This window comes from Comamonas sp. BIGb0152, from assembly GCF_024809975.1.
GTDB lineage: Bacteria > Pseudomonadota > Gammaproteobacteria > Burkholderiales > Burkholderiaceae_C > Comamonas.
This window is the reverse complement of record NZ_JANUDY010000004.1, coordinates 1-23,120: the sequence shown is the minus strand read 5'-3', so window position 1 is coordinate 23,120 and position 23,120 is coordinate 1. Positions and strand designations below refer to the sequence as shown.

19 protein-coding genes and 1 tRNA gene are annotated in these 23,120 nt (G+C 64.3%); 2 read left to right on the top strand and 18 right to left on the bottom strand.

The window, feature by feature from the left end:
• Nucleotides 1–39: 39 nt before the first annotated feature.
• The 4 genes from fdhE to fdnG all read right to left on the bottom strand — a co-directional run bounded on the left by fdhE (nt 40) and on the right by fdnG (nt 5,824).
• Nucleotides 40–1,005 (bottom strand): formate dehydrogenase accessory protein FdhE, encoded by a 966-nt coding sequence (fdhE, locus tag M2375_RS09240; RefSeq protein ID WP_259165385.1) that lies wholly within the window; start codon nt 1,003–1,005, stop codon nt 40–42.
• 146 nt (nt 1,006–1,151) lie between these two features.
• Nucleotides 1,152–1,814: a formate dehydrogenase subunit gamma gene (locus tag M2375_RS09235; RefSeq protein ID WP_259165384.1), complete on the bottom strand. Its 663-nt coding sequence runs from the start codon at nt 1,812–1,814 to the stop codon at nt 1,152–1,154.
• Nucleotides 1,811–2,752 carry a formate dehydrogenase subunit beta gene (fdxH, locus tag M2375_RS09230; protein ID WP_259165383.1) on the bottom strand — a complete coding sequence of 314 codons (942 nt, stop codon included), beginning with the start codon at nt 2,750–2,752 and terminating at the stop codon, nt 1,811–1,813. The genes M2375_RS09235 and fdxH overlap by 4 nt, the downstream gene beginning before the upstream one ends.
• A 9-nt stretch (nt 2,753–2,761) precedes the next feature.
• Nucleotides 2,762–5,824: a formate dehydrogenase-N subunit alpha gene (fdnG, locus tag M2375_RS09225; RefSeq protein WP_259165382.1), complete on the bottom strand. Its 3,063-nt coding sequence runs from the start codon at nt 5,822–5,824 to the stop codon at nt 2,762–2,764.
• A 239-nt stretch (nt 5,825–6,063) separates the two neighbouring features.
• On the opposite strand from fdnG, the gene M2375_RS09220 reads away from it, so the two are divergent.
• Nucleotides 6,064–6,639 (top strand): C40 family peptidase, encoded by a 576-nt coding sequence (locus M2375_RS09220; protein WP_259165381.1) that lies wholly within the window; start codon nt 6,064–6,066, stop codon nt 6,637–6,639.
• A gap of 76 nt (nt 6,640–6,715) precedes the next feature.
• Here the strand turns inward: M2375_RS09220 and M2375_RS09215 are convergent, their stop codons facing one another.
• From M2375_RS09215 to M2375_RS09180, 8 genes are all read right to left on the bottom strand, one after another.
• Nucleotides 6,716–7,381: a DUF1266 domain-containing protein gene (locus M2375_RS09215; protein ID WP_259165380.1), complete on the bottom strand. Its 666-nt coding sequence runs from the start codon at nt 7,379–7,381 to the stop codon at nt 6,716–6,718.
• A complete protein-coding gene (locus tag M2375_RS09210; RefSeq protein ID WP_259165379.1) occupies nt 7,378–8,550 on the bottom strand; it encodes a hypothetical protein in 1,173 nt (390 codons plus the stop codon). The genes M2375_RS09215 and M2375_RS09210 overlap by 4 nt, the downstream gene beginning before the upstream one ends.
• 2 nt (nt 8,551–8,552) lie before the next feature.
• Nucleotides 8,553–10,853, bottom strand: a complete 2,301-nt coding sequence (locus tag M2375_RS09205; protein WP_259165378.1) for a hypothetical protein — start codon at nt 10,851–10,853, stop codon at nt 8,553–8,555.
• Between the two features lie 170 nt (nt 10,854–11,023).
• The gene (miaB, locus tag M2375_RS09200; RefSeq protein ID WP_259165374.1) at nt 11,024–12,352 is read right to left on the bottom strand and encodes a tRNA (N6-isopentenyl adenosine(37)-C2)-methylthiotransferase MiaB; all 1,329 of its coding nucleotides are present in this window, start codon (nt 12,350–12,352) and stop codon (nt 11,024–11,026) included.
• 172 nt (nt 12,353–12,524) lie between these two features.
• Complete coding sequence (locus M2375_RS09195) at nt 12,525–12,962, bottom strand: hypothetical protein (protein WP_259165373.1); 438 nt, start codon at nt 12,960–12,962, stop codon at nt 12,525–12,527.
• A gap of 101 nt (nt 12,963–13,063) precedes the next feature.
• A complete protein-coding gene (locus tag M2375_RS09190; protein WP_259165372.1) occupies nt 13,064–13,963 on the bottom strand; it encodes a DMT family transporter in 900 nt (299 codons plus the stop codon).
• A gap of 3 nt (nt 13,964–13,966) precedes the next feature.
• The gene (locus M2375_RS09185; RefSeq protein WP_259165370.1) at nt 13,967–14,944 is read right to left on the bottom strand and encodes a helix-turn-helix domain-containing GNAT family N-acetyltransferase; all 978 of its coding nucleotides are present in this window, start codon (nt 14,942–14,944) and stop codon (nt 13,967–13,969) included.
• A 95-nt stretch (nt 14,945–15,039) separates the two neighbouring features.
• Entirely contained in the window at nt 15,040–15,894 is an 855-nt protein-coding gene (locus M2375_RS09180; protein WP_259165368.1) for a class III extradiol ring-cleavage dioxygenase, read from the bottom strand.
• A gap of 88 nt (nt 15,895–15,982) precedes the next feature.
• On the opposite strand from M2375_RS09180, the gene M2375_RS09175 reads away from it, so the two are divergent.
• Entirely contained in the window at nt 15,983–16,888 is a 906-nt protein-coding gene (locus M2375_RS09175; RefSeq protein ID WP_259165367.1) for a LysR family transcriptional regulator, read from the top strand.
• On the opposite strand, the gene alkB is transcribed toward M2375_RS09175, so the two are convergent.
• The 6 genes from alkB to M2375_RS09145 form a co-directional block, all read right to left on the bottom strand.
• Nucleotides 16,885–17,550 (bottom strand): DNA oxidative demethylase AlkB, encoded by a 666-nt coding sequence (gene alkB / locus M2375_RS09170; RefSeq protein ID WP_259165364.1) that lies wholly within the window; start codon nt 17,548–17,550, stop codon nt 16,885–16,887. The genes M2375_RS09175 and alkB overlap by 4 nt on opposite strands.
• 80 nt (nt 17,551–17,630) lie before the next feature.
• Nucleotides 17,631–17,707: transfer RNA gene (locus tag M2375_RS09165), tRNA-Met, on the bottom strand.
• Nucleotides 17,708–17,800: 93 nt separating this feature from the next.
• Nucleotides 17,801–18,580: an enoyl-CoA hydratase gene (locus tag M2375_RS09160; RefSeq protein WP_259165361.1), complete on the bottom strand. Its 780-nt coding sequence runs from the start codon at nt 18,578–18,580 to the stop codon at nt 17,801–17,803.
• Between the two features lie 145 nt (nt 18,581–18,725).
• A complete protein-coding gene (locus tag M2375_RS09155; RefSeq protein WP_259165359.1) occupies nt 18,726–20,561 on the bottom strand; it encodes a M61 family metallopeptidase in 1,836 nt (611 codons plus the stop codon).
• A gap of 275 nt (nt 20,562–20,836) precedes the next feature.
• On the bottom strand, nt 20,837–21,550 hold the full coding sequence (locus tag M2375_RS09150) for a DsbC family protein (RefSeq protein WP_259165358.1): 714 nt from the start codon (nt 21,548–21,550) through the stop codon (nt 20,837–20,839).
• 218 nt (nt 21,551–21,768) lie between these two features.
• The gene (locus M2375_RS09145) at nt 21,769–22,926 is read right to left on the bottom strand and encodes an FAD-dependent monooxygenase (RefSeq protein ID WP_259165357.1); all 1,158 of its coding nucleotides are present in this window, start codon (nt 22,924–22,926) and stop codon (nt 21,769–21,771) included.
• Nucleotides 22,927–23,120 lie beyond the last annotated feature (194 nt).

Here is a 23,120-nt window from a genome sequence, read left to right as displayed (position 1 = left end):
GTATGGCATGGTGCCAAGCTTCAGATCACTGAGGCGATCTCAGTGCAGATCAGGTACGGTGCCATCGGCGTCGGCCGCCTGGGGCTCGGCCACGGCGACAAACAGCAGCGGGTTGCCACTGGCGCGTGCGAACGCGGTCTGCTCGCTCATCAAGAGGTCCAGCATCAGGCTGGCCAGGTCATCGGCCAGCGGCTCGGCCAGCGGGTCTTTTTCCTGGTTGACCATTTTGCGGTAGCTGCCGCATTCGGTGCAGGTCTCCGCCAGCACCACATCCTTGCCGCCTTCCAGGCCCTGGTAGCGCACGCCCTTGGTTGATTCGCAGTGGCTGCACTTGATGCGCACCATATGCCATTCGGTGGCGCAGCAGCCGCAGTGCAGGTAGCGGTGGCCAGCCATCTTGCCGCCAATGCGCACCACGCCCGCCACGGGCTCGGTGGCGCAGACCGGGCAGATGGTGGCAGGGTCGGTAAAGGGGATGTCGGTCAGACGCAGCTGGCTGGCGCGGGTGGCAAACACCACCTGCAAAGCGGCCATCACAAAGGGCGCCAGGCCCACATCGCGTGCAGCCAGCTCCTTGGTCAGCAGGCGCTTGGCCAGCGCATTGCGGTCATCGGTATTGCAGCGCTGTAGCTCGGCAATCAGCGGTTGCAAAGCCTCGGGCAGGCCATCGGCACTGGCCAGCTGGCCGAGCATGCCGTCCAGCACCTGGTGCCAGATCGGATCCAGGTGGTCAGCGGCGGGCAAGAGTGGCGAGGAGAATTGCTGGGCCTGGGCAATGGCTGCTGCATCCGGTGCAGCCACCTGCAGGCCTTGGGCTGCCTTGTGCTGGGCTTGTACCAGGTTGGCGATGAACAGCAGGTAGTCGGCAATCGGGTTGCCGTCAGCCAGCTGGCGGATGCGCTGGGCACGGTCAAGGAACAGACTGCTGGTGTTGGGCAGCAGCACGCGTGGAAAACTGGTGTGGTCGAGCGACTCGATCTCACCGGGTTGAAGAATGCGTTGCATACGGGGATTTTCTCAAAAATCAACGCCGATAGTCCGGTCGGGGCTATCGGCGTTGGGGAGGAGGAGACAGGGCCAGCCTGGGGCGGGGTGGGTGCTGACAATGTGCACTCGGCTGGGGCCTTTGAGCCCCGCCCGAGCGCAGCGCATCAGGCGCCGTGTTTGTGGCTGGCCTGCTTGTCCATGTCCGTCGTATCGCCCGTCATGCGGCGGTACCACAGCGGGTGGTGGAAGCGGGCCCAGGCGCGGGTGACCGTGCCGCGCGTCATTGCGCGGATGGTGCCCTTGGTCCAGATGGCGGCGTAGATGTGGGCGATGATCAGACCGATCAGGCCAAAGGCCGACACGGCATGCAGCAGCGCCGCAGCGCGCACCACGTCCACCGGCAGGTTCCACCAGGCGCGCCACATCAGCACGCCGGTCACCAACAGGCCCGCCATGCACAGCACCAGCATCCAGAACAGCACTTTCTGGCCGCCGTTGTACTTGTCCACAGGCGGCATTTTCTCGTGCTCGCCGTTGACCAGCGCGGGCACGTTCTTGAGCCACTCCACATCGTTCTTGCGAATGATGTTGAGCTGCCAGAAGCGGAAGAACATCAGCACAAAGCCGACGGTCATCACCAAACCGATGTAGGGGTGCAGGATGCGGGTCCAGGGTCCGCCACCAAACAGGTTCGTCATGAAGAAGAACGAGGGGTGGAAGAACGCCAGGCCCGACAAGGCCAGCAGCACAAAGCTGATCGCCACCACCCAGTGGTTGGCGCGCTCGCCAGCGGTGTAGCGCTGGATATCACGGGTCTTGCTTGTCATCGTCCAGACTCCTCGTGGTGGTCGGCGCCCTTGTCCGCGCGCGCCTTGGCGGCTTCTTCCTCTTCCAGCTCCTCGGGCACTTCAAGCGGGCCCTTGGTGATGTAGTGGAAGAAGCTGCCGACAGCGGCAACACCCAAGGCCGCCAGCGCCAGTGGCTTGGCCACGCCCTTCCACAGGCTCACCATGGGGCTGATCGATGGATCATCGGGCAGGCCGTGGTAGAGCGAGGGCTTGTCGCCATGGTGCAGCACATACATCACGTGGGTGCCGCCCACGCCTTGCGGATCGTAGAGGCCGGCCTTGTCAAAGCCGCGCTCCTTCAGATCGACAATGCGCTCCTCGGCACGCTCTTGCATGGCGGTCTTGGTGCCAAACATGATGGCGCCGGTGGGGCAGGTCTTGACGCAGGCCGGCTCTTGGCCGACAGCCACGCGGTCCGAGCACAGCGTGCACTTGTAGGCCTTGTGGTCCTTTTTGGAGATGCGCGGAATGTTGAACGGGCAGCCGGTCACGCAGTAGCCGCAGCCCACGCAGTGTTCCTCCTGGAAGTCCACGATGCCGTTGGTGTACTGCAAGATGGCACCGGGAGACGGGCAGGCCTTGAGGCAGCCCGGGTCTTCGCAGTGCATGCAGCCGTCCTTGCGGATCAGCCATTCCAGGTTGCCGGTGGCTTCGTTTTCGTACTCGGTGAACCGCATCACGGTCCAGGAGTTGGCCGTCAGGTCGGTCGGGTTGTCGTACACCCCGGCCGCTGCCGTACCCACATCGTCACGCAGATCGTTCCACTCCATGCAGGCGGTTTGGCAAGCCTTGCAGCCGATGCACTTGGAGACATCGATCAGCTTGGCCACCTCACCGCCATGCGGGCTGCGCACGCTGGGCGATGGGGTGGTGGTGGCGGAGCGGCGCTTGATATCCAATGATTGAAGAGATGACATCGCTGCTCCTTAGATCTTCTCGACCTTCACCAGGAAGGTCTTGAACTCTGGCGTGTTGCTGTTGCCATCACCCACAAACGGGGTGAGGGTGTTGGCGAGGAAGCCAGGCTTGGTCAGGCCCTTGAAGCCCCAGTGGATAGGAATACCCACGTGGTGCACCGTCTTGCCTTCGATCTGCATGGGCTTGATGCGCTTGGTCACCACCGCAGCGGCCTTGATGTAGCCACGCTTGGAGCTGACCTTGACCATCGCGCCCGTGGCAATGCCGATCTCCTTGGCCAGCGCCTCGCCGATCTCGACGAACTGCTCGGGCTGGATGATGGAGTTGAGCAACGCGTGCTTGGTCCAGTAGTGGAAGTGCTCCGTCAAACGGTAGGTCGTGCCCACATGCGGGAACTCGTCCGCCTTGCCGAAGGTCTCCCAGATGGCCGGGAAGACGCGGGCGGCAGGGTTGCTGACGGCCTTGTCGTTCTTCGGGTACATCGGGTTGTAGCCCAGCGGGTTGTCGAATGCCTCGTAGTGGGTCGGGAACGGGCCTTCGTTCATGCCCTTGCGGGCAAAGAAGCGTGCCACCCCTTCCGGGTTCATGATGAACGGGCCGGTACCGGTTTCGGGCTTGATGGTCGCGCCGTAGTCGGGCACGTCCGCACCCCCCCAGGTCTTGCCGTTCCACTGCACCAGCGGGCGGTTGGGGTTGAAAGGCTTGCCTTCCAAGTCAGCCGATGCGCGGTTGTACAGCACGCGGCGGTTGGCCGGCCAGGCCCAGGCCCAGTTCAGCGTGTTGCCGATACCGGTTGGGTCGCTGTTGTCGCGGCGGCCCATCTGGTTGCCCGCTTCGGTCCAGCTGCCCGCCCAGATCCAGCAGCCACTCATCGTGGAGCCATCGTCGCGCAGCTCGCCAAAACCAGACAGCTGCTGGCCGGCAGGGCGCAAGACCTTGCCATCGGGCGCCGTCAGGTCCGCCAGTGCGCGGCCGTTGTACTCCTTGGCAATCTCTTCGGACGAAGGGTGCGCCGGCTGTGCATAAGGCCACCACAGGTTCTGGATCGGATCGGGGAACTTGCCGCCGTCCTTCTGGTAGGCCGCCTTCATGCGCAGGTGCAGCGCCGACATGATCGCGATGTCGGTCTTGGCTTCACCGGGCGGCTCGGAGGCCTTCCAGTGCCACTGCAGCACACGCGAGGAGCTCACGACCGCGCCATCTTCTTCAGCGAAGCAGGTGGTGGGCAGGCGGAACACCTCGGTCTGCACCGATGCGGTGTCGATGTCGTTGTACTCGCCGTAGTTCTTCCAGAACTCCGAGGTCTCGGTGGCCAGCGGGTCCATGACGACCAGGAACTTGAGCTTGGCCAGCCCGTCGCGCACGCGGCTCTTGTTGGACAGCGCCGCCAGCGGGTTGAAGCCCTGGGCGATGTAGCCGTTGACCTTGCCTTCGTTCATCAGCTCGAAGATCTGCAGCATGTCGTACTGCTTGTCGAGCTTGGGCAGGTAGTCGTAGCCCCAGTTGTTTTCCTTGGTGGCAGCCGGTCCCCAGAAGGCCTTCATCAGGCTCACATGGAACTTGGGGTAGTTCTGCCAGTAGCTCATCTGGTTGGCACGCAAAGGCTTTTGCGTACGCGCGTCGATGTACTTCTGGTAGTCCTGCTCGCCCTGGTTGGCCAGTGTCAGGTAGCCGGGCAGCGCGTTGGACAGCAGGCCCAGGTCGGTCAGACCCTGGATGTTGGAGTGACCGCGCAAAGCGTTCATGCCACCACCGGCCACACCGATGTTGCCCAGGAGCAGCTGCACCATGGCGCCGGTACGCAGAATCTGCGCGCCGGTCGAGTGCTGGGTCCAGCCCAGTGCGTACAGGATGGTCGCCGCGCGGCCAGCCTCTGCGGTCGATGCGAGCTTTTCGCAGACATGCAGGAACTTGGCCTGGGGCGTGCCGCAGACGCTCTCGACCTTCTCAGGCGTGTAGCTGGCGTAATGGCGCTTGAGCCATTGGTAGACGCAGCGCGGGTGCTGCAGGCTTGGGTCGGTCTTGACGTAACCGTCCTCGCCCAGTTCGTAGTCCCAGCTGGCCTTGTCGTAGGTGCGCTTTTCCGGGTTGTAGCCCGAGAAGATGCCTTCGTCGAACGCAAAGTCTTCCCGCACGATGAACGTGAAGTCGGTGTAGTTGCGCACGTACTCGTGGTGGATCTTGTCGTTGGTCAGCAGGTAGTTGATGACGCCGCCGAGAAACACAATGTCCGAACCGGAGCGAATAGGGGCGTAGAAATCCGCCACCGAAGCCGAGCGGTTAAAGCGCGGGTCGACCACCATGAAGTGCGCCTTGTTGTGCTCCTTCGCCTCGGTCACCCATTTGAAGCCGCAAGGGTGGGCTTCAGCGGCATTGCCGCCCATGATCAAAATAACGTCCGCGTTCTTGATGTCGACCCAATGGTTCGTCATCGCTCCACGGCCAAACGTCGGGGCAAGACCTGCCACCGTCGGGCCGTGTCAGACACGGGCTTGGTTGTCGAACGCCAACATGCCCCAAGAGCGGGCCACTTTGTAGGTGATGTAACCGGCCTCGTTGCTGGAAGCCGATGCGGCCAGCATGCCGGTCGAGGTCCAACGGTTCACCGTCAGGCCATCATCGGTCTTCTCCAGGAAGTTCGCGTCGCGATCGTCCTTGAGCAGCTTGGTAATGCGGGTCAGCGCCTCATCCCAGGACAGGCGCTTCCACTCATCAGAGCCGGGCGCGCGGTATTCGGGGTAGAGCAGGCGGTTGGGGCTGTGGACGATGTCCAGCAGCGACGCGCCCTTGGGGCACAAGGTGCCACGGTTGACGGGATGGTCGGGGTCGCCTTCGACGTGGATCACCGAGAGTTTGGCGTTCTTGCCGCCATCGCCCAGCGAGTACATCAAAATGCCGCAGCCAACAGAGCAATACGTGCAGGTTTGCCGTGTCACTGTGCTGCCGACCAGTTTGTACTGACGGACTCCAGCAAGCGCGGTGGCGGGCGAGAAGCCCATCACTGCCAGGCTGGAACCCGCCAGAGTCGAACCAGTCACTTTCATGAACTGGCGTCTGGAGAATTGCACCATGGGGGTGTCCTTTCAATGAAGGATGCTTGTTTTCTATGCTTACGACACAAATTGTAGTCTTCTCCCTCTGAAAGCAGAATAGTTGGGCATTCGGGGTATTCAGCACGTTTGACAAATTGGTAAAAATGCGAGAAAAGCCGTGTCTCAGCGACAAATACCAATACATTTCACAAGCTTGCATGAAACTGTGAATAATATGCTTCATGAATTTTTTGCTGCCTGAACCCAAGGGGGAGACCATGCACCACCACGACACGGCTGCGCGCCGGCCATTTTTGCTCTGGGCGCTGTCGGCATCGGCGCTGCTGGCCGGTTGTGGTTCCTCACCGCCGCGCACGGCACGGCAAGAGGGCAGCCAGCGCACGGCCGGTGGTTTGGGCGCCTCTCCACGCGTGGACACGGGCGTGGTGCCCGTCAACCTGGGGCTGAGCGGCGAGCTGCGCGAGGCGCTCTATGCGCGGGTCATGCTGGTGGTCAACACGCCCTATACCTATGGCGGCAACACACCGGAAGGCGGCTTTGACTGCAGCGGCCTGATCCAGTACGCGATCCAGGGCATTACCACGCGGCGGCTGCCGCGCACCACCGCGCAGTGGGCGGGGGTGAGTGCCGAGATCGAACGGGGTGATCTGCAGCGCGGCGATTTTGTGTTCTTCAACACCATGGGCGCGCGCTATTCGCACATGGGCATTTATGCGGGCAACAACCAGTTTGTGCATGCGCCATCGAGCGGCGGAGTAGTCAAAACCGTGAGCCTGGCCAACCCCTATTTCTCGCGCCGATTTACTGAAGCCCGCACCATATTTGACGCTTGATAATATTCAAGGCGCAGATATCCGGATGAATCGTGGCCAAGAAGTAAGCAGGCATTTGCCAATGCATTGGCCAAGATCAAGGCCAGGCGTAAGCACCCCAGGGGTGCGAGGCATCCTCTAGCCAGCGCTGCAGCTCCTCGGGGCTGATGGCGCGGCCCAGCGCATCGGACCGGCCCTTGGCCACCCATTGCGCACGGCCCTGTGCATAGGCCTCAGCAAACGTCTCCCAACTGGTAAAGCAATCGCGGGCCCGCGCGGCATTGAGCTGTAGCAGCTGCCACTGCTGTTCGGGGCTGAGCCAGCCAAGCATGGCGGCAGTGCGCACAAAAAAGCAGGTACGCACGCAGGCAAAGGCCATCGCGGCGCGGGCATCGTCACCGGCTTGCAGGCGCTCCACATCTAGGCACCACCAGCGCGTGCGCAAACGCTCGGGCAATTGTTCGCGCACCTTGGCATCGTCCAGATCGGTGCGCAGCCCAAAGGCATGCAAGGCCATGGGCCGCAACGATGCCGCCAGGCTGGTGGTGGGCGAGGGCATATCGCTGTCGGCAAACCCGCCTTTGAGCGCATGGAAGGCCATGGGGTGTGCCAAAGCCAGGGCCCAGTTCTGCTCGGGCGTGAGCAGGTAGTGCGCGACGGGTGCCGAGGCTGCAGATGCGGTGCTGCCCCATTGCCGGCGAAAAGCCCGGATGCATTGCCACACCAGGCCCAGCCCCAGCAGAGCGACGACGATCTGCATCATGGCGGCATCTCCTCCATCCCCGGCCTCGCACCCCGGTGCATTTTGGGCGGCGCTTTGCCGGCTTGCTCCAGGCTGAAGGCGAGCGCGGGCGGCAGGCTCTGGCCTGCGAGCAGGCTGCTGTCATGCGCTGCCACCAGCCATTGCACCAGTGGTGATGCCTGGGGAATATGGGCCAGCAGCCGGGGCTGGCGTTGCCAGATCTGCAAATGCTCGGCCTCGCTGCGCAAGGTTTCGACCGCATGCCAGCCCGGTGTGGTGCCGGTGGTGCGCAGCAGGCGCATGCCCAGGGCATCGTCGGGTGTGTCTTCGCTGGTGTTCAGCTGGTTCAAAAAGGCGATGACATCGGCGCGGTAGCGGTCAATCGGCGGGCGGTTTTGCTTGCCCTTGATCTGGTCGATGCGCAAGCGCCCATCGGCCTGCAACCAGGCATTGATGGTGATGCGCGGCTGGCCCTGTCCGGTGCGGTAGCTGAAGATGCGCATGCGGCCTTGCTCGCAGCCCACGGCATAGTGCTCGCCATAGCCGCCGCTGAGCTGGCGGCGGTTGGCAAACTGGCCCAGGCAGTGGCGCATCATCTGGCTTTCATAAGCCATCTCTTCGCGCAGCACGCCGCTGCCGGGCAGCAGCTCGACAAATGCCCCCTGGCTGCCCTGCCACACCGCTTGGATGGCCAGGGGCTGGTGCTGGCGCCAACCCGCCAGCTGCTGGGCTTCGAAGGCCTGGTGCTCCTGCGCCCAGCGCTCCAGGGCTTGCGGGCAGTTGATGCGCGCGAGCTTGCCCTCTAGCGAGGTGCCCTGGCGCGATTGCAAAAACTCCAAAAGCTGGCGCTCCAGCGCCAGCACGCTCTCATGGGCTGGGCTGATCCACCACAGCAGGGGCGCGCTTGGCGCTGGCTCGGGGCCAGCCTTGCGCGCCAGCAGGGCCAGCGCCCAGGCAGGCGCGCCAGCGGCGTAGCGCTGCTGCAATGCGTCGGTGGTGGTGATGGCCTGCACCGCCTCGGGTGGCGAATGGAAGTTGCCCACCAGGTAGCGGTAGAAATGGTTGTGCAGCCAGGCGGCAATCTCGGGGCTGTCGCCGCGCGCGCGGCTGCGTGCGCTGATGTGGGCCTTGAGCTCGGGCGCATTGACCACATTGCGCGCCAGGTACACCGTGCTGCTGCGTATGGACATGGCTACCAGAACTTCCACCAGGGTTTGCTGCCAGCCGCGCCCGGCACCGTGGTGATCAGCTGGGCATTGAGCTTGTCGATGCTGCTTTGCAGCTTCTCCCGCTCGGCCGCGTCATCGCCTGGAGGGCAGGCCAGCGCCTCCTGGTAGATCTGCATGGCTTGCTGGTCCGTGCCCGAGGTCTGCATGGCATCGCCGGCGCGGCGCAGCAGGTAGGGGTTTTGGCGCTGGTACAGCTCGGGCAACAGGGCCTGCAGGCGCGGCAGCACCTCGGCGCCGTGGGTGGCCGAGTAGTAGTCCAGCTGGTTGAGCAGGCTGCGCAAATAGTCATAGCGCTCGTGGCGCTGCTCGTCTTCATCAAGCTGGCTCCACCACTCGTCCAGGCGCTCCAGCCAGATGCTGTTCTCCACATTGCGGTCTTGCTGGTAGAGCGCATAGGCGACCTTGGGGAAGTAATCGCAAGGGCTGTGGCGGCTGTAGCCGTTGTCCCGGCTGTAGTGCCACAGCTGCTCGGCAGCAGCAATGAGCTGCGCGTAGTTGTCGCTGTCGATATGGGTGGAGACGATGCCGTTGTAGTGCTCGGCAAAGGGGCTGGTCGCAATGCCTTTGGCATGCAGGGCCAGCGCGCCATCGTAGTTTTCGTCGTTATAGCGGTACTTGATGGCCAGGTTGTTGCACAGCATCGAGTAGTCGTGCAGATTGCCATCTTTGTAGCTGCCCTGGCCGGTGGCAAACCAGTGCTCAAAGCGGGCCTGGCCGGTCTCGTAGTAGTGCTTGATCCAGCGCAGCAGCTCGTCATAGGGCCAGTCGGCGGGCAGCGCGTCGCCTTCCATGCCGATGGCTTTCATCAGCGCTTCGTCATCGTCCAGCTGCACGCCCATCGCATAGCACCAGCTGCCACTGTCGCAACGGATATAGGCCGACTGCAGCGCGCTGGCCAGGCCGGCCACACGGGCGCGGCAGACAAACAGGCGGTAGGCCAGCTCGCCATTGGCGTATTGGGGGCGTTCGGCCAGGGTTTCGAGCAGCGGCAAGGCCTGCGCATAGTCCTGCTGCTCGAACAAATGGTTGCCCTGCAGCAGGCGCCACATCGGGTGGTTGAGCGACTGCTGCTGCACGGTGGCGCTGTAGTGCGCAAAGGCCTGCTCGGCATCCATGTCGGCGGGCAAAAATTCGGCCAGATCTTCATCCTGGCTGGCGGCCATCAGGCACAAGGCCCAGTAGGGCGCGCCGGCCGATTCGCCCAAATGGGCCAGCGCCTGGCGGCAGGCGGCTTCGCGCGAAGCGGGGCGGCTGTGCAAGGTGCTCTCAAAGCACAGGTGGGCCGCCTCGGGCAGGCGGGCGGCTTGCACCAGCCAGTCGATCAGCTGCGCGCTGCTGCCGTCATCGCTGTCGCGCACCAGCGCGAAGCGGCCTTCCTGGCCCTTGGCGATGGCGGCATCGATGGCGCCTTGCTGGTAGAGGCTGCCGGCGGCCAGGCGTGCCAGCTGGGCCCGGGTGTCGCGCCAGGCGGCGGGCGAGGCGGTGCTGGGCAGGCTGGCCAGGGTCAGCTCGCTGTGCTGCGCCAGCGCATCGGGGGCCAGTGCAATGATGTCCTCGCCCAGGCTCAGCCAGTCATCGGTGTCGATGTCCTGGCCCGCTGCTGCGTGCTGGAGTTTTTGCAGCGCGTAGTGGCCCAGATCACGGGCCGCGCCGGGGTTGCCTTTGGCCGCTTCGATGCGGCCCAGGCGGGTGGCCAGCACCGCATCATCCCAGGCTCTGAGGTGGGCGCGATCGGCCTGCTGGCTTTTGTACTGGTGCTGTTTGCGGTAGATCTGCTCTTGCAGATCCAGGGCCTGGGCCTGGTGGGCATGGCGTGCCAGATGCCGCCAGGCGCGGTCCGGGTCGCCCTGGTCACCGGCCTGGTCCACCGCTGCGATGGCGTTTTCGACCACGGTGCGGTACTGTCCCGCTGGCAGTTCGGCCACATCCTCGGCGGCATCGGCCTGCATCATCGCCATGGTCAGGGTGGCATCGCGCTGGGCCTGGGGTGCCAGGTCCTGCAAGAGGCGGGCCTGGTGCTGCTGCACGGCGGCCAGCGCCTGCGCGGGCTGGCCCGCCATGCTCCACAGCCGGTAGAGGCGGCGCAACTGGTCCAGGTCATCGGGCTGCAAGCTGCGCGAGGCCAGTTGCTCGGCGGCCGCCGCCTGACGCGCCGACCATTCCTGCGTCTCATCATCGGCGTCAAAAAAGGCTTCTACATGGTCCAGGAAGGCATCGAGCGCCTCGCTGCGCAGTGCGGTGGTTGGATCGGACGCGGAAGCCATGGTGATGACGCCTTTCTAGTAGTAATGGCGCATCCCTCATGCGCCCCCTGCATGCTAACGGCCCCCAAGGCGGGTATGGCCTTTGTGGGCCACAAAAGCAGGCAACAAGCTATTTTTACCGGCTTTCATCGCCGGTGGCGAGCGCTGCACGGCCTGGCCATTGTCGGGATTCAGTGGGTGATCAGCACCTCGCCGCGCAGCGTGTAAGTCATGGTCTCGGTGATGCGCACATCGACCATCTGGCCGATCAGGCGTTCCTGGCCGGGGAAGTTGACCACGCGGTTGCACTCGGTGCGGCCCATCAGCTCGCCGTTGTCGCGCTTGGACTTGCCTTCCACCAAGAGGCGCTGCACGGTGCCCAGGCGCTCTTCGCTGATGTCCTTGATGTTGGTGTTGATGACGGCCTGCAGCTCTTGCAGACGGCGCAGCTTGACCTCGTAAGGCGTGTCGTCGGGCAGGTTGGCGGCCGGTGTGCCGGGACGGGGGCTGAAGATGAAGCTGAAGGAGTTGTCAAAGCGCACGTCATGGATGAGCTTCATCATCTTTTGGAAGTCTTCGTCGGTCTCGCCGGGGAAGCCCACGATAAAGTCGCTGCTCATCGCCAAATCGGGGCGGATGGCGCGCAGTTTGCGGACCGTGCTCTTGTACTCCATGGCGGTGTAGCCGCGCTTCATCGCCATCAAAATCCGGTCGCTGCCGTGTTGCACCGGCAGGTGCAGGTGCGATACCAGCTTGGGGAGCTTGGCATAGGCCTCGATCAGGCGGGGCGTGAACTCGTTGGGATGGCTGGTGGTGTAGCGGATGCGCTCGATGCCAGGGATCTCGGACACATATTCGAGCAGCAGCGCGAAATCGGCGATCTCGGCCGTATCGCCCATCTTGCCCAGGTAGGCATTCACGTTCTGGCCCAGCAAGGTGATTTCCTTGACGCCTTGCTCGGCCAGGCCCGCCACTTCGACCAGCACGTCCTCAAACGGGCGGCTCACCTCTTCGCCCCGGGTGTAGGGCACGACGCAGTAGCTGCAGTACTTGGAGCAGCCTTCCATGATCGAGACAAAGGCCGATGCGCCTTCGACGCGGGCCGGCGGCAGGTGGTCGAACTTCTCGATCTCGGGGAAGGAGATGTCGACCTGCGGCTTGGCCTTGGCCGCGCGGGCATTGAGCAGCTCGGGCAGGCGGTGCAGCGTCTGCGGGCCAAACACCACATCCACATAGGGTGCGCGCTTGATGATTTCGGCGCCTTCCTGGCTGGCCACGCAGCCGCCGACGCCAATCAGCACGCCCTTTTCCTTGAGGTGCTTGACGCGGCCCAGGTCGGAGAACACCTTTTCCTGCGCTTTTTCGCGCACCGAGCAGGTATTGAACAGGATCAGGTCGGCCTCTTCCATGTCCTGGGTGGGCTCATAGCCCTGGGCGGCGCCCAGCACATCCGCCATCTTGTCCGAGTCGTACTCGTTCATCTGGCAGCCGAAGGTTTTGATAAATACTTTTTTGGACATGGTGCAAATCTCGTGGGGACCCAGGGGCTGCGAAGGCAGGCCCTGGGTGGAATACGGCAATACGGCAGAAATCCAGGCGCCTCGCGGGCGCACTGCTGCCAGGGGGAATGCGCAGGTCATCCTGCAGCGCCTGACCGGAGTTGGTCAGACCGCGCTGCTGCGCCCGGGCGTTTTATTTAAAGAGTCCGCTCCAGAAGCCGTTGTCGGCGCGGTCGCGTTTGAGGGCGGCTTCATCGCTGTTCAAGATCCAGGCGGCATGCACGCGGCCGCTGCTTTTCTCGATCACATAGTTCACCGTCAGCTTCTGGCCCAGTACGGTGTTGGGGCGCAGCGTGGTGTTTTGCGGGTTGTAGAGCTTGAAGGCTGGCGCCAGCAGCAGTGCCTGGTTGTCGATGGTCGCCTCGGTCGGGCTGGTGACCACCAGATTGCCACGCAGGGCCTGGGGCGGAAAGGCGCGAACCGGCCCCTGGAAGGGGGCAAAGGTGGCGGTCTGGGCCAGGCTGGGCAGGGCGCTGATGCCGCCCAGCGCAAGGGCCAGAGCGGCGAGGCTGGCGCGGGTGGCGCGTCGCAGGCGGTGTGGGTGGGTGTGGGGTGTTGTGCAGCGGTTCATGGTGTATATCCAGGGGCTGAAGGCCGCATTCTACAAACACTGGGGGTGCCGCAGTCCGGCACTGGGGCTTGGTCGATGGGCGACGCGCCGCAGGCGGTTGGCTAGCGCGCGGCCGCCTTGGTGCTGATAAGGAGGCCCGCCAGCACCAGGGCCATGGCCGCCAGCAGCGCGGTGGACGGCATGCGCTGGTGCAGGGCCAGCTCCAAGAGGGCGGCGGTGACGGGGCCCAAGGCCTGGAAGGCAATCACCATGGAGGCCTCCAGCCGGCCCAGCGCCCAGAGCAGGCAAAAATAACCCAGGCCGCTTGACAGGCCGATGAAGACCATATGGCCCCATTGCCCTGCAGAGAACACCGGCAGCAGCGGCTGGCCTTGCAGTGCGCAGTACAGCGCCAGAAACAGCACCGCTGCCGCCATCGCCAGGCCACTGGTGGGCAGCGCCGGGTAGCGCCGCATATAGGGGCCGTAGAGGATGCTGGTGGCAGCCCCCACCAGGGTGGCTGCCAGCAAGGCGGCCATGCCTGAACCGCCCAGCAGGCCCAGGCCGCCAGCGCCGCCCAAGCCGCTGGCAGCGCGCGTGCTGCCAATCAGCAGCACGGCGACGCCGCCCACCGCCAACACCAGGCCCGCCAGCCTGCGGGGGCTGAAGGTTTCGCGCCCTGTGAGGGCCGCCAGGCACCAGGTAAACAGCGGCATGGTGGCAAACACCAGGGCACAGGTCGATGCGGGCAGGCGCGCCAGCGCATGGTTGAGCAGCAATATCAGCACGGCAAACTGCGCCACACCGAGCAAGGCAATGGCCAGTGCATCGCGGGCGCGGTAGCGTGGCCAGGTCGCCAGAAGGGCCGGGACTGCCAGCATCGCCAGCCCAATGGCATAGCGCAAAAACGCCAGGCTGGCCGGTGAGGCGGCGGACGATAGCGCGCTGGTGGAGACCATGGCCGCACCCACCAGCATGCCGGTGGTGGCCGCTGCCCACAGCGCGGGCTGGCGGGCGTGCATAGCCTAGGCGCCGTGCAGGCGGCGGCTGAACTGCTGCTCCACCACCGTCGATCCCCATTGCTGGCCGGCCTCCTCATGCACCAGCGCAAAGCCCAGGGATTCGTAGAGCTTGCGGGCGGCGTCCAGCCCTTGGAAGGTCCACAGCTCGGTGCTGGCAAAGCTGCGCTGGTCGCAAAAAGCCATAGCCTGCGCCAGCAGTTGGCGGCCCACGCCGCCGCCTCGGCAGCCATCATCCAGAATGAACCAGCGCAGGTGGGCCTGGTTGTTGCCCAGGTCCTGGCCGTCAATGGCGACGGAGCCAACGATGCGGTCGTTGTGCAAGGCGGTCCAGACCTGGTTGCAGGGCTCACCCAGGCGGCCGCTGAACTCGGCAATGCCCGAGGCCACCTGGCTTTCAAAAAACGCGCCAAAGCCCCAGTGCTTGGCATAGAAAACGGCATGCATCTCCGCTACACGGCCGATCAGACCTGGGCGGTAGCCGCTGTGGATCTGGATGCTGCTGGTGGCTGCGTTGGCGGAGGATGTCTGGCCGGCAGTGCTGCCCAGCCGGTGCGCCTGCAAGGCCTGCGCGTAGGCGGTCAATCCTTGCGCCACGGCTTGCTGCAACGATGGGTTGAGCTGCGCCAGCGCGCTGCGCACCTGCGTCTGGCCGAAGGCGTGAATGCCCGCTACCCGGCGCTGGCCCTGGGTGGTCAGCAGCAACTGCTTGGCACGCGCATCATCGGCGCAAGGCTGCTCTTGCAGCTCGCCGTTGTTGATGAGCTTGGCCACCATACGGCTGATGCTGGATTTGTCCAGCCCCAAACATTCGGCCAGCTGTGCCGCCGTGGTGCTGCCCTGTGCATCGATCTCCAGCAAGGCATGGACGGCGGACGCGGAATAGGGCGTAGCCGCCAAGGTGCTGGCCATAAATCCCAGCTCCCGCACCATGGCGCGGGAGGCGCTGCGGATGTCGTTGACCAAGGGGGTATCGGCTGCCATGGTGCGCTCCAGTAGTTGGTTGCAATATACATCCATATGGTTGTGTAATGCAACTTTTTGGGAGGGCCGCCATGGCCGCAACGCCTCAAGGTGGTTTATGCGGCGTCGAGCCGGTAGCTGGATACCGCCAGCCCGCCCATGAAAGCCTCCTCGTGGTAGACGCGTACGGCGCGGTCCGCCTCGGCGGCGCCGACCGCCACCATCAGCGGCAGCAGATGCTCTTCGCGCGGATGGGCGATGCGTGCGGCAGGGGCGTCTTCCCAGTCCAGCAGCCGCTGGCTGCGGGTGGCGCTGTCGCCTTGCAGCATGGTCTCGGCCAGCCAGTCATCAAAGGCTTTGGCAGGCACCCGAGCCTGGGGCCCGAAGGCGCGCAGGTTGTGGTACGACAGCCCGCTGCCGATGATCAGCACCTCCTCATCGCGCAAAGGAGCCAGCGCCCGGCCCAGCGCCAGGTGCTCGGCAGGGTCCAGGCCCCGGCGCAGCGAGAGCTGCACGACCGGCACCTGGGCATCGGGGTAGATGGCGGCCATCGGCGAGAACATGCCATGGTCGTAGCCGCGCTCGGCATCAGCCTGAACGGCAATGCCGGCCTGGCCCAGCAGGCCAGCCACCCGCTCGGCCAGCGCAGGCAATCCCGGCGAGCGGTAGTGGATCTGGTAGGTATGGGCCGGAAAACCGCCGTAGTCATAAATCATGCCGGGCTGCGGCGTGGACTGCACGGTAAACGTATCGGCTTCCCAGTGGGCAGACACCATCAGGATGGCACGGGGTGTGCGGCCGATCTGGCGCGGCATATCGGCCAGTGAGGCCGCCAGCTGCGCATAGTGGTCGTGCATCTCGGGCATCCAGGGCCAGGGGCCGCCGCCGTGCGAGATGAAGTACACGGGCAGGCGGCTGCCGCTGGTGTTCGTGGTATTGGTGGGGGCGGTGGGGGTGGTCGTGGTGGTCATGCTGAAAACTCCTTGTCTCCAATGTAGTAGCTGCCTAAAAGGAAACCAAGTGGCTAAAATGCAGCAATTGATTTCCTATTGAGAAACTATGGACCAGCTCACCAGCATGCAGGTGTTCCAGGCGGTGGTGGACAACGGCAGCTTTGCCCAGGCCGGCGAGCGCCTGGGCATCTCGGCGCCGATGGTCAGCAAGCATGTGGCCCAGCTGGAGCAGCGCCTGGGCGCGCGCCTGCTCAACCGCAGCAGCCGCCATGTCAGCCTGACCGAGGCGGGCCAGCGCTGGTACGCCCAAAGCAGCCTGGCGCTGGAGATGCTGGATGCCGCTGCCCAGGAGATCGGCCAGCACAACCAGGCCCCCAGTGGCCAGCTCAAGATCAGTGCGCCGGTGTGGTGCGCCACCCCGCAGATGGCGCGCATTCTGGCGCGCTACCGCGCCCGTTATCCGCAGGTGCTGGTCGACATCCACCTGGACAACCACAAGATCGATCTGGCCACCGCCGGCTACGACATGGCCTTGCGGGCCTCGTCTGACCCCGCCCCGCATTTGATTGCCCGCCCGCTGTGCCAGGTGCCGTTCTACCTGGTGGCCACGCCCGCTTACCTGCAGCACGCAGGCCAGCCCCGGCAGCCAGCGGACCTGGCCCAGCACCCTGCCGTGCTGCCCAGCTATGTATCGATCAGCCCCCTACAGCTGAGCCAGGCCGGAGGCCGCAGTGCGCCGCTGCATTTGCAGCCGGCCCTGCTGTCCGATGATTCCAACCTCAGCCTGCATGCGGTGCGTGCCGGCATGGGCCTGGGGTTTTTGCCATCTTGGTTGGTGGAGGACGATCTGCGCAGCGGCCAGCTGCAGCGCGTGTTGCCCCAGTGGGAGGCACTGACGGTCACCCTGTATGCCATCTACACCAGCCGGCGCTACCTGGCGCCCAAGGTGCGCAGCTTTATCGATTGTCTGTCGCAGGAGCTGGGTGGTGCGGCCAGTGGCCCGGAGGCCTAAGTGGCGCGGCGGAAGGTGAGGTTGATACGCACCCCATCCAACAAGGGGTGCGCCACCGGGCTGATGGCATCGCGCACCGGCATCACCCCGTGGAAGCGCATGCGGTCCACACCGCCCCAGACGACCACATCGCCATGCTGCAGCGGCAGCTTTTGCGTGGCATCGGCGCGGCTGTCGCCACCCCAGAGGAAGGTGGCGGGCAGGCCCAGTGATACTGACACGATCGGATGGTTGGCGTCGCCTTCGTCCTGGTGCAGGGTCAGGCGCGTGCCGACGGTGTAGCGGTTGATCAGGCAGGCATTGGGGGCAAACGGGGGCAGCTCCGCTGCTTCTGCGGCCTGGGCGGCCAGCGCTTCAAAAGCCTCGGGCATGGGTGGCCAAGCGTGGCCGCTCAAGGGGTCGGTGGGGGTGTAGCGGTAGCCGTGCTGGTCGCTGTACCAGCCAAAGCCGCCGCAGTTGCTCATGGCCACCTGCATGCTGCGCCCGCCGGGCGTGCGCAAATGCCGAAACGGCGCTTGCTCCGTCATTGCTTGCACTTGGCTGAGCAAGTCCTGCTCCCAGCGCAGTGCAAAGCCGCGCAGCACGCAGGCCTGGCGGCCGATGGCGATGCGCTCCCAGCGTGGATGGCCTGCATCTGCGAGCGGACTGAACAGATCTTGCATGCCGGCTATTGTGCCTGGGGCTTGGCCATGCCGAAAAGAGAAAAACCGCAGTGATTTTGCAATCACTGCGGTTTGAAACCTGGTGGTCGTAGTGGGACTTGAACCTACGACATCAGCATTATGAATGCTGCGCTCTAACCAACTGAGCTATACGACCGGCAGAAGGAAATTATATACCGAAATTTTAGGCTGCCCAAGAATCTGCAAAGTTTTGTGCAAATCACGGTTCTTTGGCCGCGACCGGGCCCGATCAGCTGTTGCTGAACTGGGCTGGGCGCTTGTTGACAAAGGCGTCCATGCCTTCTTTTTGGTCGTTGGTGGCAAACAGCGCGTGGAACAGGCGGCGCTCAAACATCACGCCGTCGTTGAGGCTGCCCTCAAAGGCGCGGTTGACGGATTCCTTGGCGGCCATCACGGCCAGCTGCGAGAAGCCGCTGATGATGATGGCCGCGCCCAGCGCTTCTTCCATCAGCTTGTCCACCGGCACCACGCGGCTGACCAGGCTGGCACGCTCGGCTTCGTCGGCGTTCATCATGCGGCCGGTGAGGGCCATGTCCATGGCCTTGGCCTTGCCCACGGCGCGGGGCAAGCGCTGGGTGCCGCCGGCGCCCGGGATGACGCCCAGCTTGATCTCGGGCTGGCCAAAGCGGGCATTGTCGGCAGCGATGATGAAGTCGCACATCATGGCCAGCTCACAGCCACCACCCAGCGCGTAGCCGCTGACGGCGGCGATCACGGGCTTGCGGATGCTGCGGATCGCTTCCCAGTTGCGGGTGATGTAGTCGCCGCCATAGGCGTCGGCAAAGCTGTACTTGGCCATGGCACCGATGTCGGCGCCAGCGGCAAAGGCTTTTTCGCTGCCGGTGATGACCATGCAGCCAATGTTCTTGTCGAGGTCAAAGGCCTTGAGCGCCTCACCCAGCTCGTTCATCAGCTGGTCGTTGAGCGCGTTCAGCGCTTTGGGGCGGTTGAGGGTGATGATGCCCACCTTCTCGGCTTCGACGCGCACTTCGATCATTTCATAGGCCACGGTCTATCTCCTTGGTTGTTGGGCAGCAGCGGCTTGCTGGTGCCCGCATGTCGACAGGCATCCTACACCAAGCCCACTGCGGCGGCGCAGCAGGCCCAGCAAGATGGCGCTTTTTGGGTGCTGACAGGCGGGCTGGCGCTACCGCTCAGCGGCCATCCAGCCAGAGGTTGGCCAAATTCACATCGGCGACAGCCAAGGTGACGGTGTCGGTCGGGGTGGCAGCTTTTGGGGTTTTTTTGCGGCCTTTGGTGGGTGCCTCTGTGGCGCGCTGGGGCAGCTGTAGTGGCAGGCGCAGCAGGCGCTTGTCGCGGGCCACCAGGGCCAGCACCTGCTGGGCATCACCGGCATACAGCGGCAGGTCATCGAGCTTGTGCAGGCGCCAGCCGTAGCTCTCGGCACTGGCTTGCAGCGGCTCGATGCCGATCCATTCGTCGCCCGCCATCATGCCGGCCGCCTCGGCCGTGCCGCCGCGCAGCACCACCTTGATGCCGATGCCCGCCGCGCCTTCTGCCACGCGCAGGCCCAGCTGCTGGGCGATCTGGGGCGTGTCGGGCTGGCAGTCCACACCATGGGCCTGCAGCAGCGCGGCGACAGGCAGGTCGTGCTTGCCATGCACCCAGGCGCTGATGTCCGCTGCCCAGCTGCGGCCGGTGAGCTCCTGCAGCACATCGCGCAAGTCTTGCTCGCGCATGGGGCCGGCCTTGCAGCGCTTGTACAGCGCGCGCATGACCTGGTCGAGGCCGCTGTGGCCCTCACGGCGCAGGCTCAAATCCAGGCACAGGGCCACCAGCGAGCCCTTGGTGTAGTAGCTGACGGTGGCGTTGGGCGTGTTTTCGTCCTGCCGGTAGTACTTGACCCAGGCGTCAAAGCTGGATTCAGCCAGGCTTTGCAGATGGCGGCCCGGGGTTTGCAGCACCTGGTTGAGGGTTTTGTTGAGCAGCTTGAGGTACTGGCTGTTGTCCAGCAGGCCGGCGCGGCGCAGGATCAGGTCATCGTAGTAGCTGGTAAAGCCCTCGAAGAACCACAGCAGCTCGGTGTAGTTCTCACGTTCGTAGTCGTAGCTGGCCAGCTCCATGGGGCGCAGGCGCTTGACGTTCCAGGTGTGGAAGTACTCGTGGCTGATCAGGCCCAGCAAGGTGATGTAGCCGCTGCTGGCCTTGGCCTCGCCTTTGCGGGGCAGGTCGCGCCGGCTGCAGATCAGCGCGGTGGAGTTCTTATGCTCCAGGCCGCCGTAGTTGTCGTCCATGGCATTGAGCATGAACACATAGCGCTCGAAAGGCGGCTTGCCCCGGGGGTGCCAGAGGCGGATTTCGGTCTCGCAGATCTTTTGCGTATCGGCAATGAGGCGCGCGCCATCAAAGCTGGGCGGAGCGCCGGCCACCACAAAGCGGTGCGCGATGCCGTGGGCGCTGAACTCGGCGCTCCAGAACGGGCCCATCTCCACGGGGCAGTCCACCAACTCGTCGTAGCTGCTGGCGTGGTAGCGGCCAAAGCCTTGGGGGTTGGTGTGCGCAGCCGTAAGGCCGGTGGCCACTTGCCAGTGGGGCTGCTGGGCCGGCGGCTCGATGTGCAGCACCTGCAAGAGCGGCTCGCTGCCATGCACGCGCAGAAAAACGCTGGTGCCATTGAAAAAGCCGCGCTGGCTGTCGAGCCAGGCGGTGCGCACCGAGCTGTCATAGGCGCAGACCTGGTAGCTCAGCGTGAGCGGCTCGCCCGCGCTGCAGTCCACCACCCAGGTGTTCTTGTTCTGCTGCTGGATGTCGACCAACTGCCCGCCCTGGCTGGCGCTCAGGCCCTGCAGGGATTTGGAAAACTCGCGCACCAGGTAGCTGCCGGGTATCCACACCGGCAGCGACAGGCTTTGCATCGCCTTGGGCTGGGGGATATTGAGCACGATCTGGTAGAGGTGGGCATGCAGATCAATGGGCGTGATGGTGTACTGGATGGCATGGGCTGCCACGGCGGGTGCGCTTTGGGTCATAGCCTGCAAGCGTAGCCCCAATTGCATGGGCGGGTGCGGGCCTGGGGAATGGGGGTTAGGGGCCCGCTGCAAAGCTCCCTGCACGGGTCTGAACGCGGACTCGGGCGATCCGCTGCGTTGTCTTTGTTGTTAGTAGCCCGCTATTGACTGCAAAAGACGGCTTGCGTCTTATCCCGATCCGCGCCCATCCCAGTGGGCGAGGGTTTTGCAGAAGATTCCAAGGCGCAAAAAAGGCCCCAAAGGGCCTGAGAAAAAGGGGGGGCAGCGCGCCAAGCTTACTTGATGGCCTTGAGGCGCTTTTCCAGGTCGTCCGAGCCAATGGCGCCGGGGACGCGCGAGCCATCGGCAAAGAAGATCGTCGGCGTGCCGGTGATCTTGTACTTGCGGCCAAATTCCATATTGCGTTGCAGGGCGGTCACATCGCAGCTCGATGGGGCGGCGGGCGAATCGGTGCCCTTGAGCATGTGGCTGGCCCATTCCTTGGACGGGTCCTTGGCGCACCAGATGTTGCGCGACTTCTCGACCGAATCGGGGCTCAGGATGGGGTAGAGGAAGGTGTAGACCGTCACGTCCTTGACGTTTTGCAGGTCCTTCTCAAAGCGCTTGCAGTAGCCGCAGTTCGGGTCTTCAAAGACGGCGATCTTGCGCGAGCCATTGCCCTTGACGGTCTTGATCGCGTCCTTCAGGTTGAGGCTGTTGAAATCAACCGCCGTCAGCTTGTTTATGCGGTCTTCGGTCAGGTTGCGGTGCGCCTGGGTGTCGATCAGCTCGCCCTGGATCAGGTAGTTGCCCTTGGCATCGCTGTAGAACAAATCGGTGCCCACGCGCACTTCATACAGGCCTTGCATGGGTGTGGCGCTGACTTCGTCAATCTTTTGCAGCTGGGGGATACGCTCTGCCAGCGACTTGCGGATCACGTCTTCTTGCGCGCTGGCAGAGAAGCTGGCCGCCAAGGCCGCACTGGCCAACACCGTAGAGAGAATTCGCATGGGAAACCTTTTTTTGAATCTTGATAGTGGAAAGCCTGGGTGTTGGGCAGTCCCCAACGCATGGAAAGCCGCTTGGCGGTACGGCAATGTCCGTCTTGGCGGGAGGCAGTGGCGCTGCAGCCTGGAGGCCTGGGGCAGCGCTAAACCCCCGCAATTATTAACATTTTGGTACTAACAAGCGGCTCCTAGGCCGAACACGGGTTTGTACCAGATGGGCGCTAAAAGTTCACTCCCATGGCCTGGCGGGTGACCCAGGTTTTCAGCGGCCCACTGCTTTCAAAGCCACGCATGCCCCAGTTGCGCAGGCTCTGCAAGGGCGTTTCGGGCCGGGTAAACAATTGTTGAATGCTGTCCATCGCCAAACCAATGGGGGCCAGGCGCGCCTTGCGCTCGCGCTCATAGCGGCGCAGCAGGCGCAGGTCTGACAGGCGGCGCCAGCGCGCATCGTCGCTGGTCAGCAAGCGGGCCAGCGCAGCAATATCGGCCATGCCCAGGTTCAGGCCCTGGCCGGCCAGGGGGTGGACGGCGTGGGCGCTGTCACCTGCCAATACCCAGCTTCTGGCCTTGGCGGAATCTTGCGTCGTGCTGCCTGGCAGCGGCCCGCACCACTGGCGTGCCACCGACTGCTGCAGCGGCCAGGCGGCGCGCTCGGCGCAGACGGTCAACTTACCCAGCATGCCCTGGCTGGCCGATTCCAGCGCCATGGCCAGGCCCGCATCATCAAGCGCCTTGACGCCTTCGACCTGGCTGACCGGCAGCGACCACACCACGGCCACCTCGTGGCCCTCCGGCCCGCCCAGCGGCAGAAAGGCCAGAATATCGCCGGCTGCAGAAAACCACTGGCGTGCGGCCTGGCCATGCGGGCGCTGGCAGCGCAGGCGGGTGGCCACGGCCGTCTGGTGGTAGGGGATGGTGGTAAATTCCACGCCAAATTCTTCGCGCGTGCGGCTGTGCTTACCTTCGCAGACCACCGTCAGTCGGGCATCGACCGGGCTGGTGACGGTCTCCACCATCGGCTGGTAGCGCACAGCGGCGGCCAACTGCGCTTCGAGAGCGGGCACATCCACAATCCAGTTCAGCGCTTCGGTATGCTGCTGCGCCGCATCAAAATGCACCTCCCCGCCCTGGTCGCCATAGACATCCATGCGGGTGACGGGGGTGGCGTACTGCGCCTCGGGCCAGCTGCGCACCGATTGCAGCACCTCGCGCGAGAGCGGGTTGAGGGCATAGGCGCGCACATCGCCATGGCCGCTGTTGCTGGGCGCTGGGGCCGTGTCCACCAGGGCCACGCGCATGCGCTCGCGCGCCAGCAACAATGCCAAGCTGCGGCCCACAATGCCCGCGCCACGGATACAAACGTCGAATTCAGAAGCCATAAGCGATCTATTGTAGTGGGGCACTGTGGCCGCAGAGGGCGCGGGTATGACTCGCCAAAGGGGTTGGCGCAATGTTTGCTGTGATCCAGGCACCATCCCCTAGGTGTTGATTTGCAATAGGTTGTTCAAGGCAAGTCGGGATGCTGGAGACTTGTAGCCCAGGGCTGAGTGCGGTCTTCGGGCGTTGTAATAAG

Excerpts from the sequence above, each read along its gene's own strand:
- fdhE (WP_259165385.1), bottom strand. The coding sequence starts at position 1,005 with ATGCAACGCATTCTTCAACCCGGTGAGATCGAGTCGCTCGACCACACC.
- M2375_RS09235 (WP_259165384.1), bottom strand. The coding sequence starts at position 1,814 with ATGACAAGCAAGACCCGTGATATCCAGCGCTACACCGCTGGCGAGCGC.
- fdxH (WP_259165383.1), bottom strand. The coding sequence starts at position 2,752 with ATGTCATCTCTTCAATCATTGGATATCAAGCGCCGCTCCGCCACCACC.
- M2375_RS09220 (WP_259165381.1), top strand. The coding sequence starts at position 6,064 with ATGCACCACCACGACACGGCTGCGCGCCGGCCATTTTTGCTCTGGGCG.
- M2375_RS09215 (WP_259165380.1), bottom strand. The coding sequence starts at position 7,381 with ATGATGCAGATCGTCGTCGCTCTGCTGGGGCTGGGCCTGGTGTGGCAA.
- M2375_RS09210 (WP_259165379.1), bottom strand. The coding sequence starts at position 8,550 with ATGTCCATACGCAGCAGCACGGTGTACCTGGCGCGCAATGTGGTCAAT.
- M2375_RS09205 (WP_259165378.1), bottom strand. The coding sequence starts at position 10,853 with ATGGCTTCCGCGTCCGATCCAACCACCGCACTGCGCAGCGAGGCGCTC.
- miaB (WP_259165374.1), bottom strand. The coding sequence starts at position 12,352 with ATGTCCAAAAAAGTATTTATCAAAACCTTCGGCTGCCAGATGAACGAG.
- M2375_RS09195 (WP_259165373.1), bottom strand. The coding sequence starts at position 12,962 with ATGAACCGCTGCACAACACCCCACACCCACCCACACCGCCTGCGACGC.
- M2375_RS09190 (WP_259165372.1), bottom strand. The coding sequence starts at position 13,963 with ATGCACGCCCGCCAGCCCGCGCTGTGGGCAGCGGCCACCACCGGCATG.
- M2375_RS09185 (WP_259165370.1), bottom strand. The coding sequence starts at position 14,944 with ATGGCAGCCGATACCCCCTTGGTCAACGACATCCGCAGCGCCTCCCGC.
- M2375_RS09180 (WP_259165368.1), bottom strand. The coding sequence starts at position 15,894 with ATGACCACCACGACCACCCCCACCGCCCCCACCAATACCACGAACACC.
- M2375_RS09175 (WP_259165367.1), top strand. The coding sequence starts at position 15,983 with ATGGACCAGCTCACCAGCATGCAGGTGTTCCAGGCGGTGGTGGACAAC.
- alkB (WP_259165364.1), bottom strand. The coding sequence starts at position 17,550 with ATGCAAGATCTGTTCAGTCCGCTCGCAGATGCAGGCCATCCACGCTGG.
- M2375_RS09155 (WP_259165359.1), bottom strand. The coding sequence starts at position 20,561 with ATGACCCAAAGCGCACCCGCCGTGGCAGCCCATGCCATCCAGTACACC.
- M2375_RS09150 (WP_259165358.1), bottom strand. The coding sequence starts at position 21,550 with ATGCGAATTCTCTCTACGGTGTTGGCCAGTGCGGCCTTGGCGGCCAGC.
- M2375_RS09145 (WP_259165357.1), bottom strand. The coding sequence starts at position 22,926 with ATGGCTTCTGAATTCGACGTTTGTATCCGTGGCGCGGGCATTGTGGGC.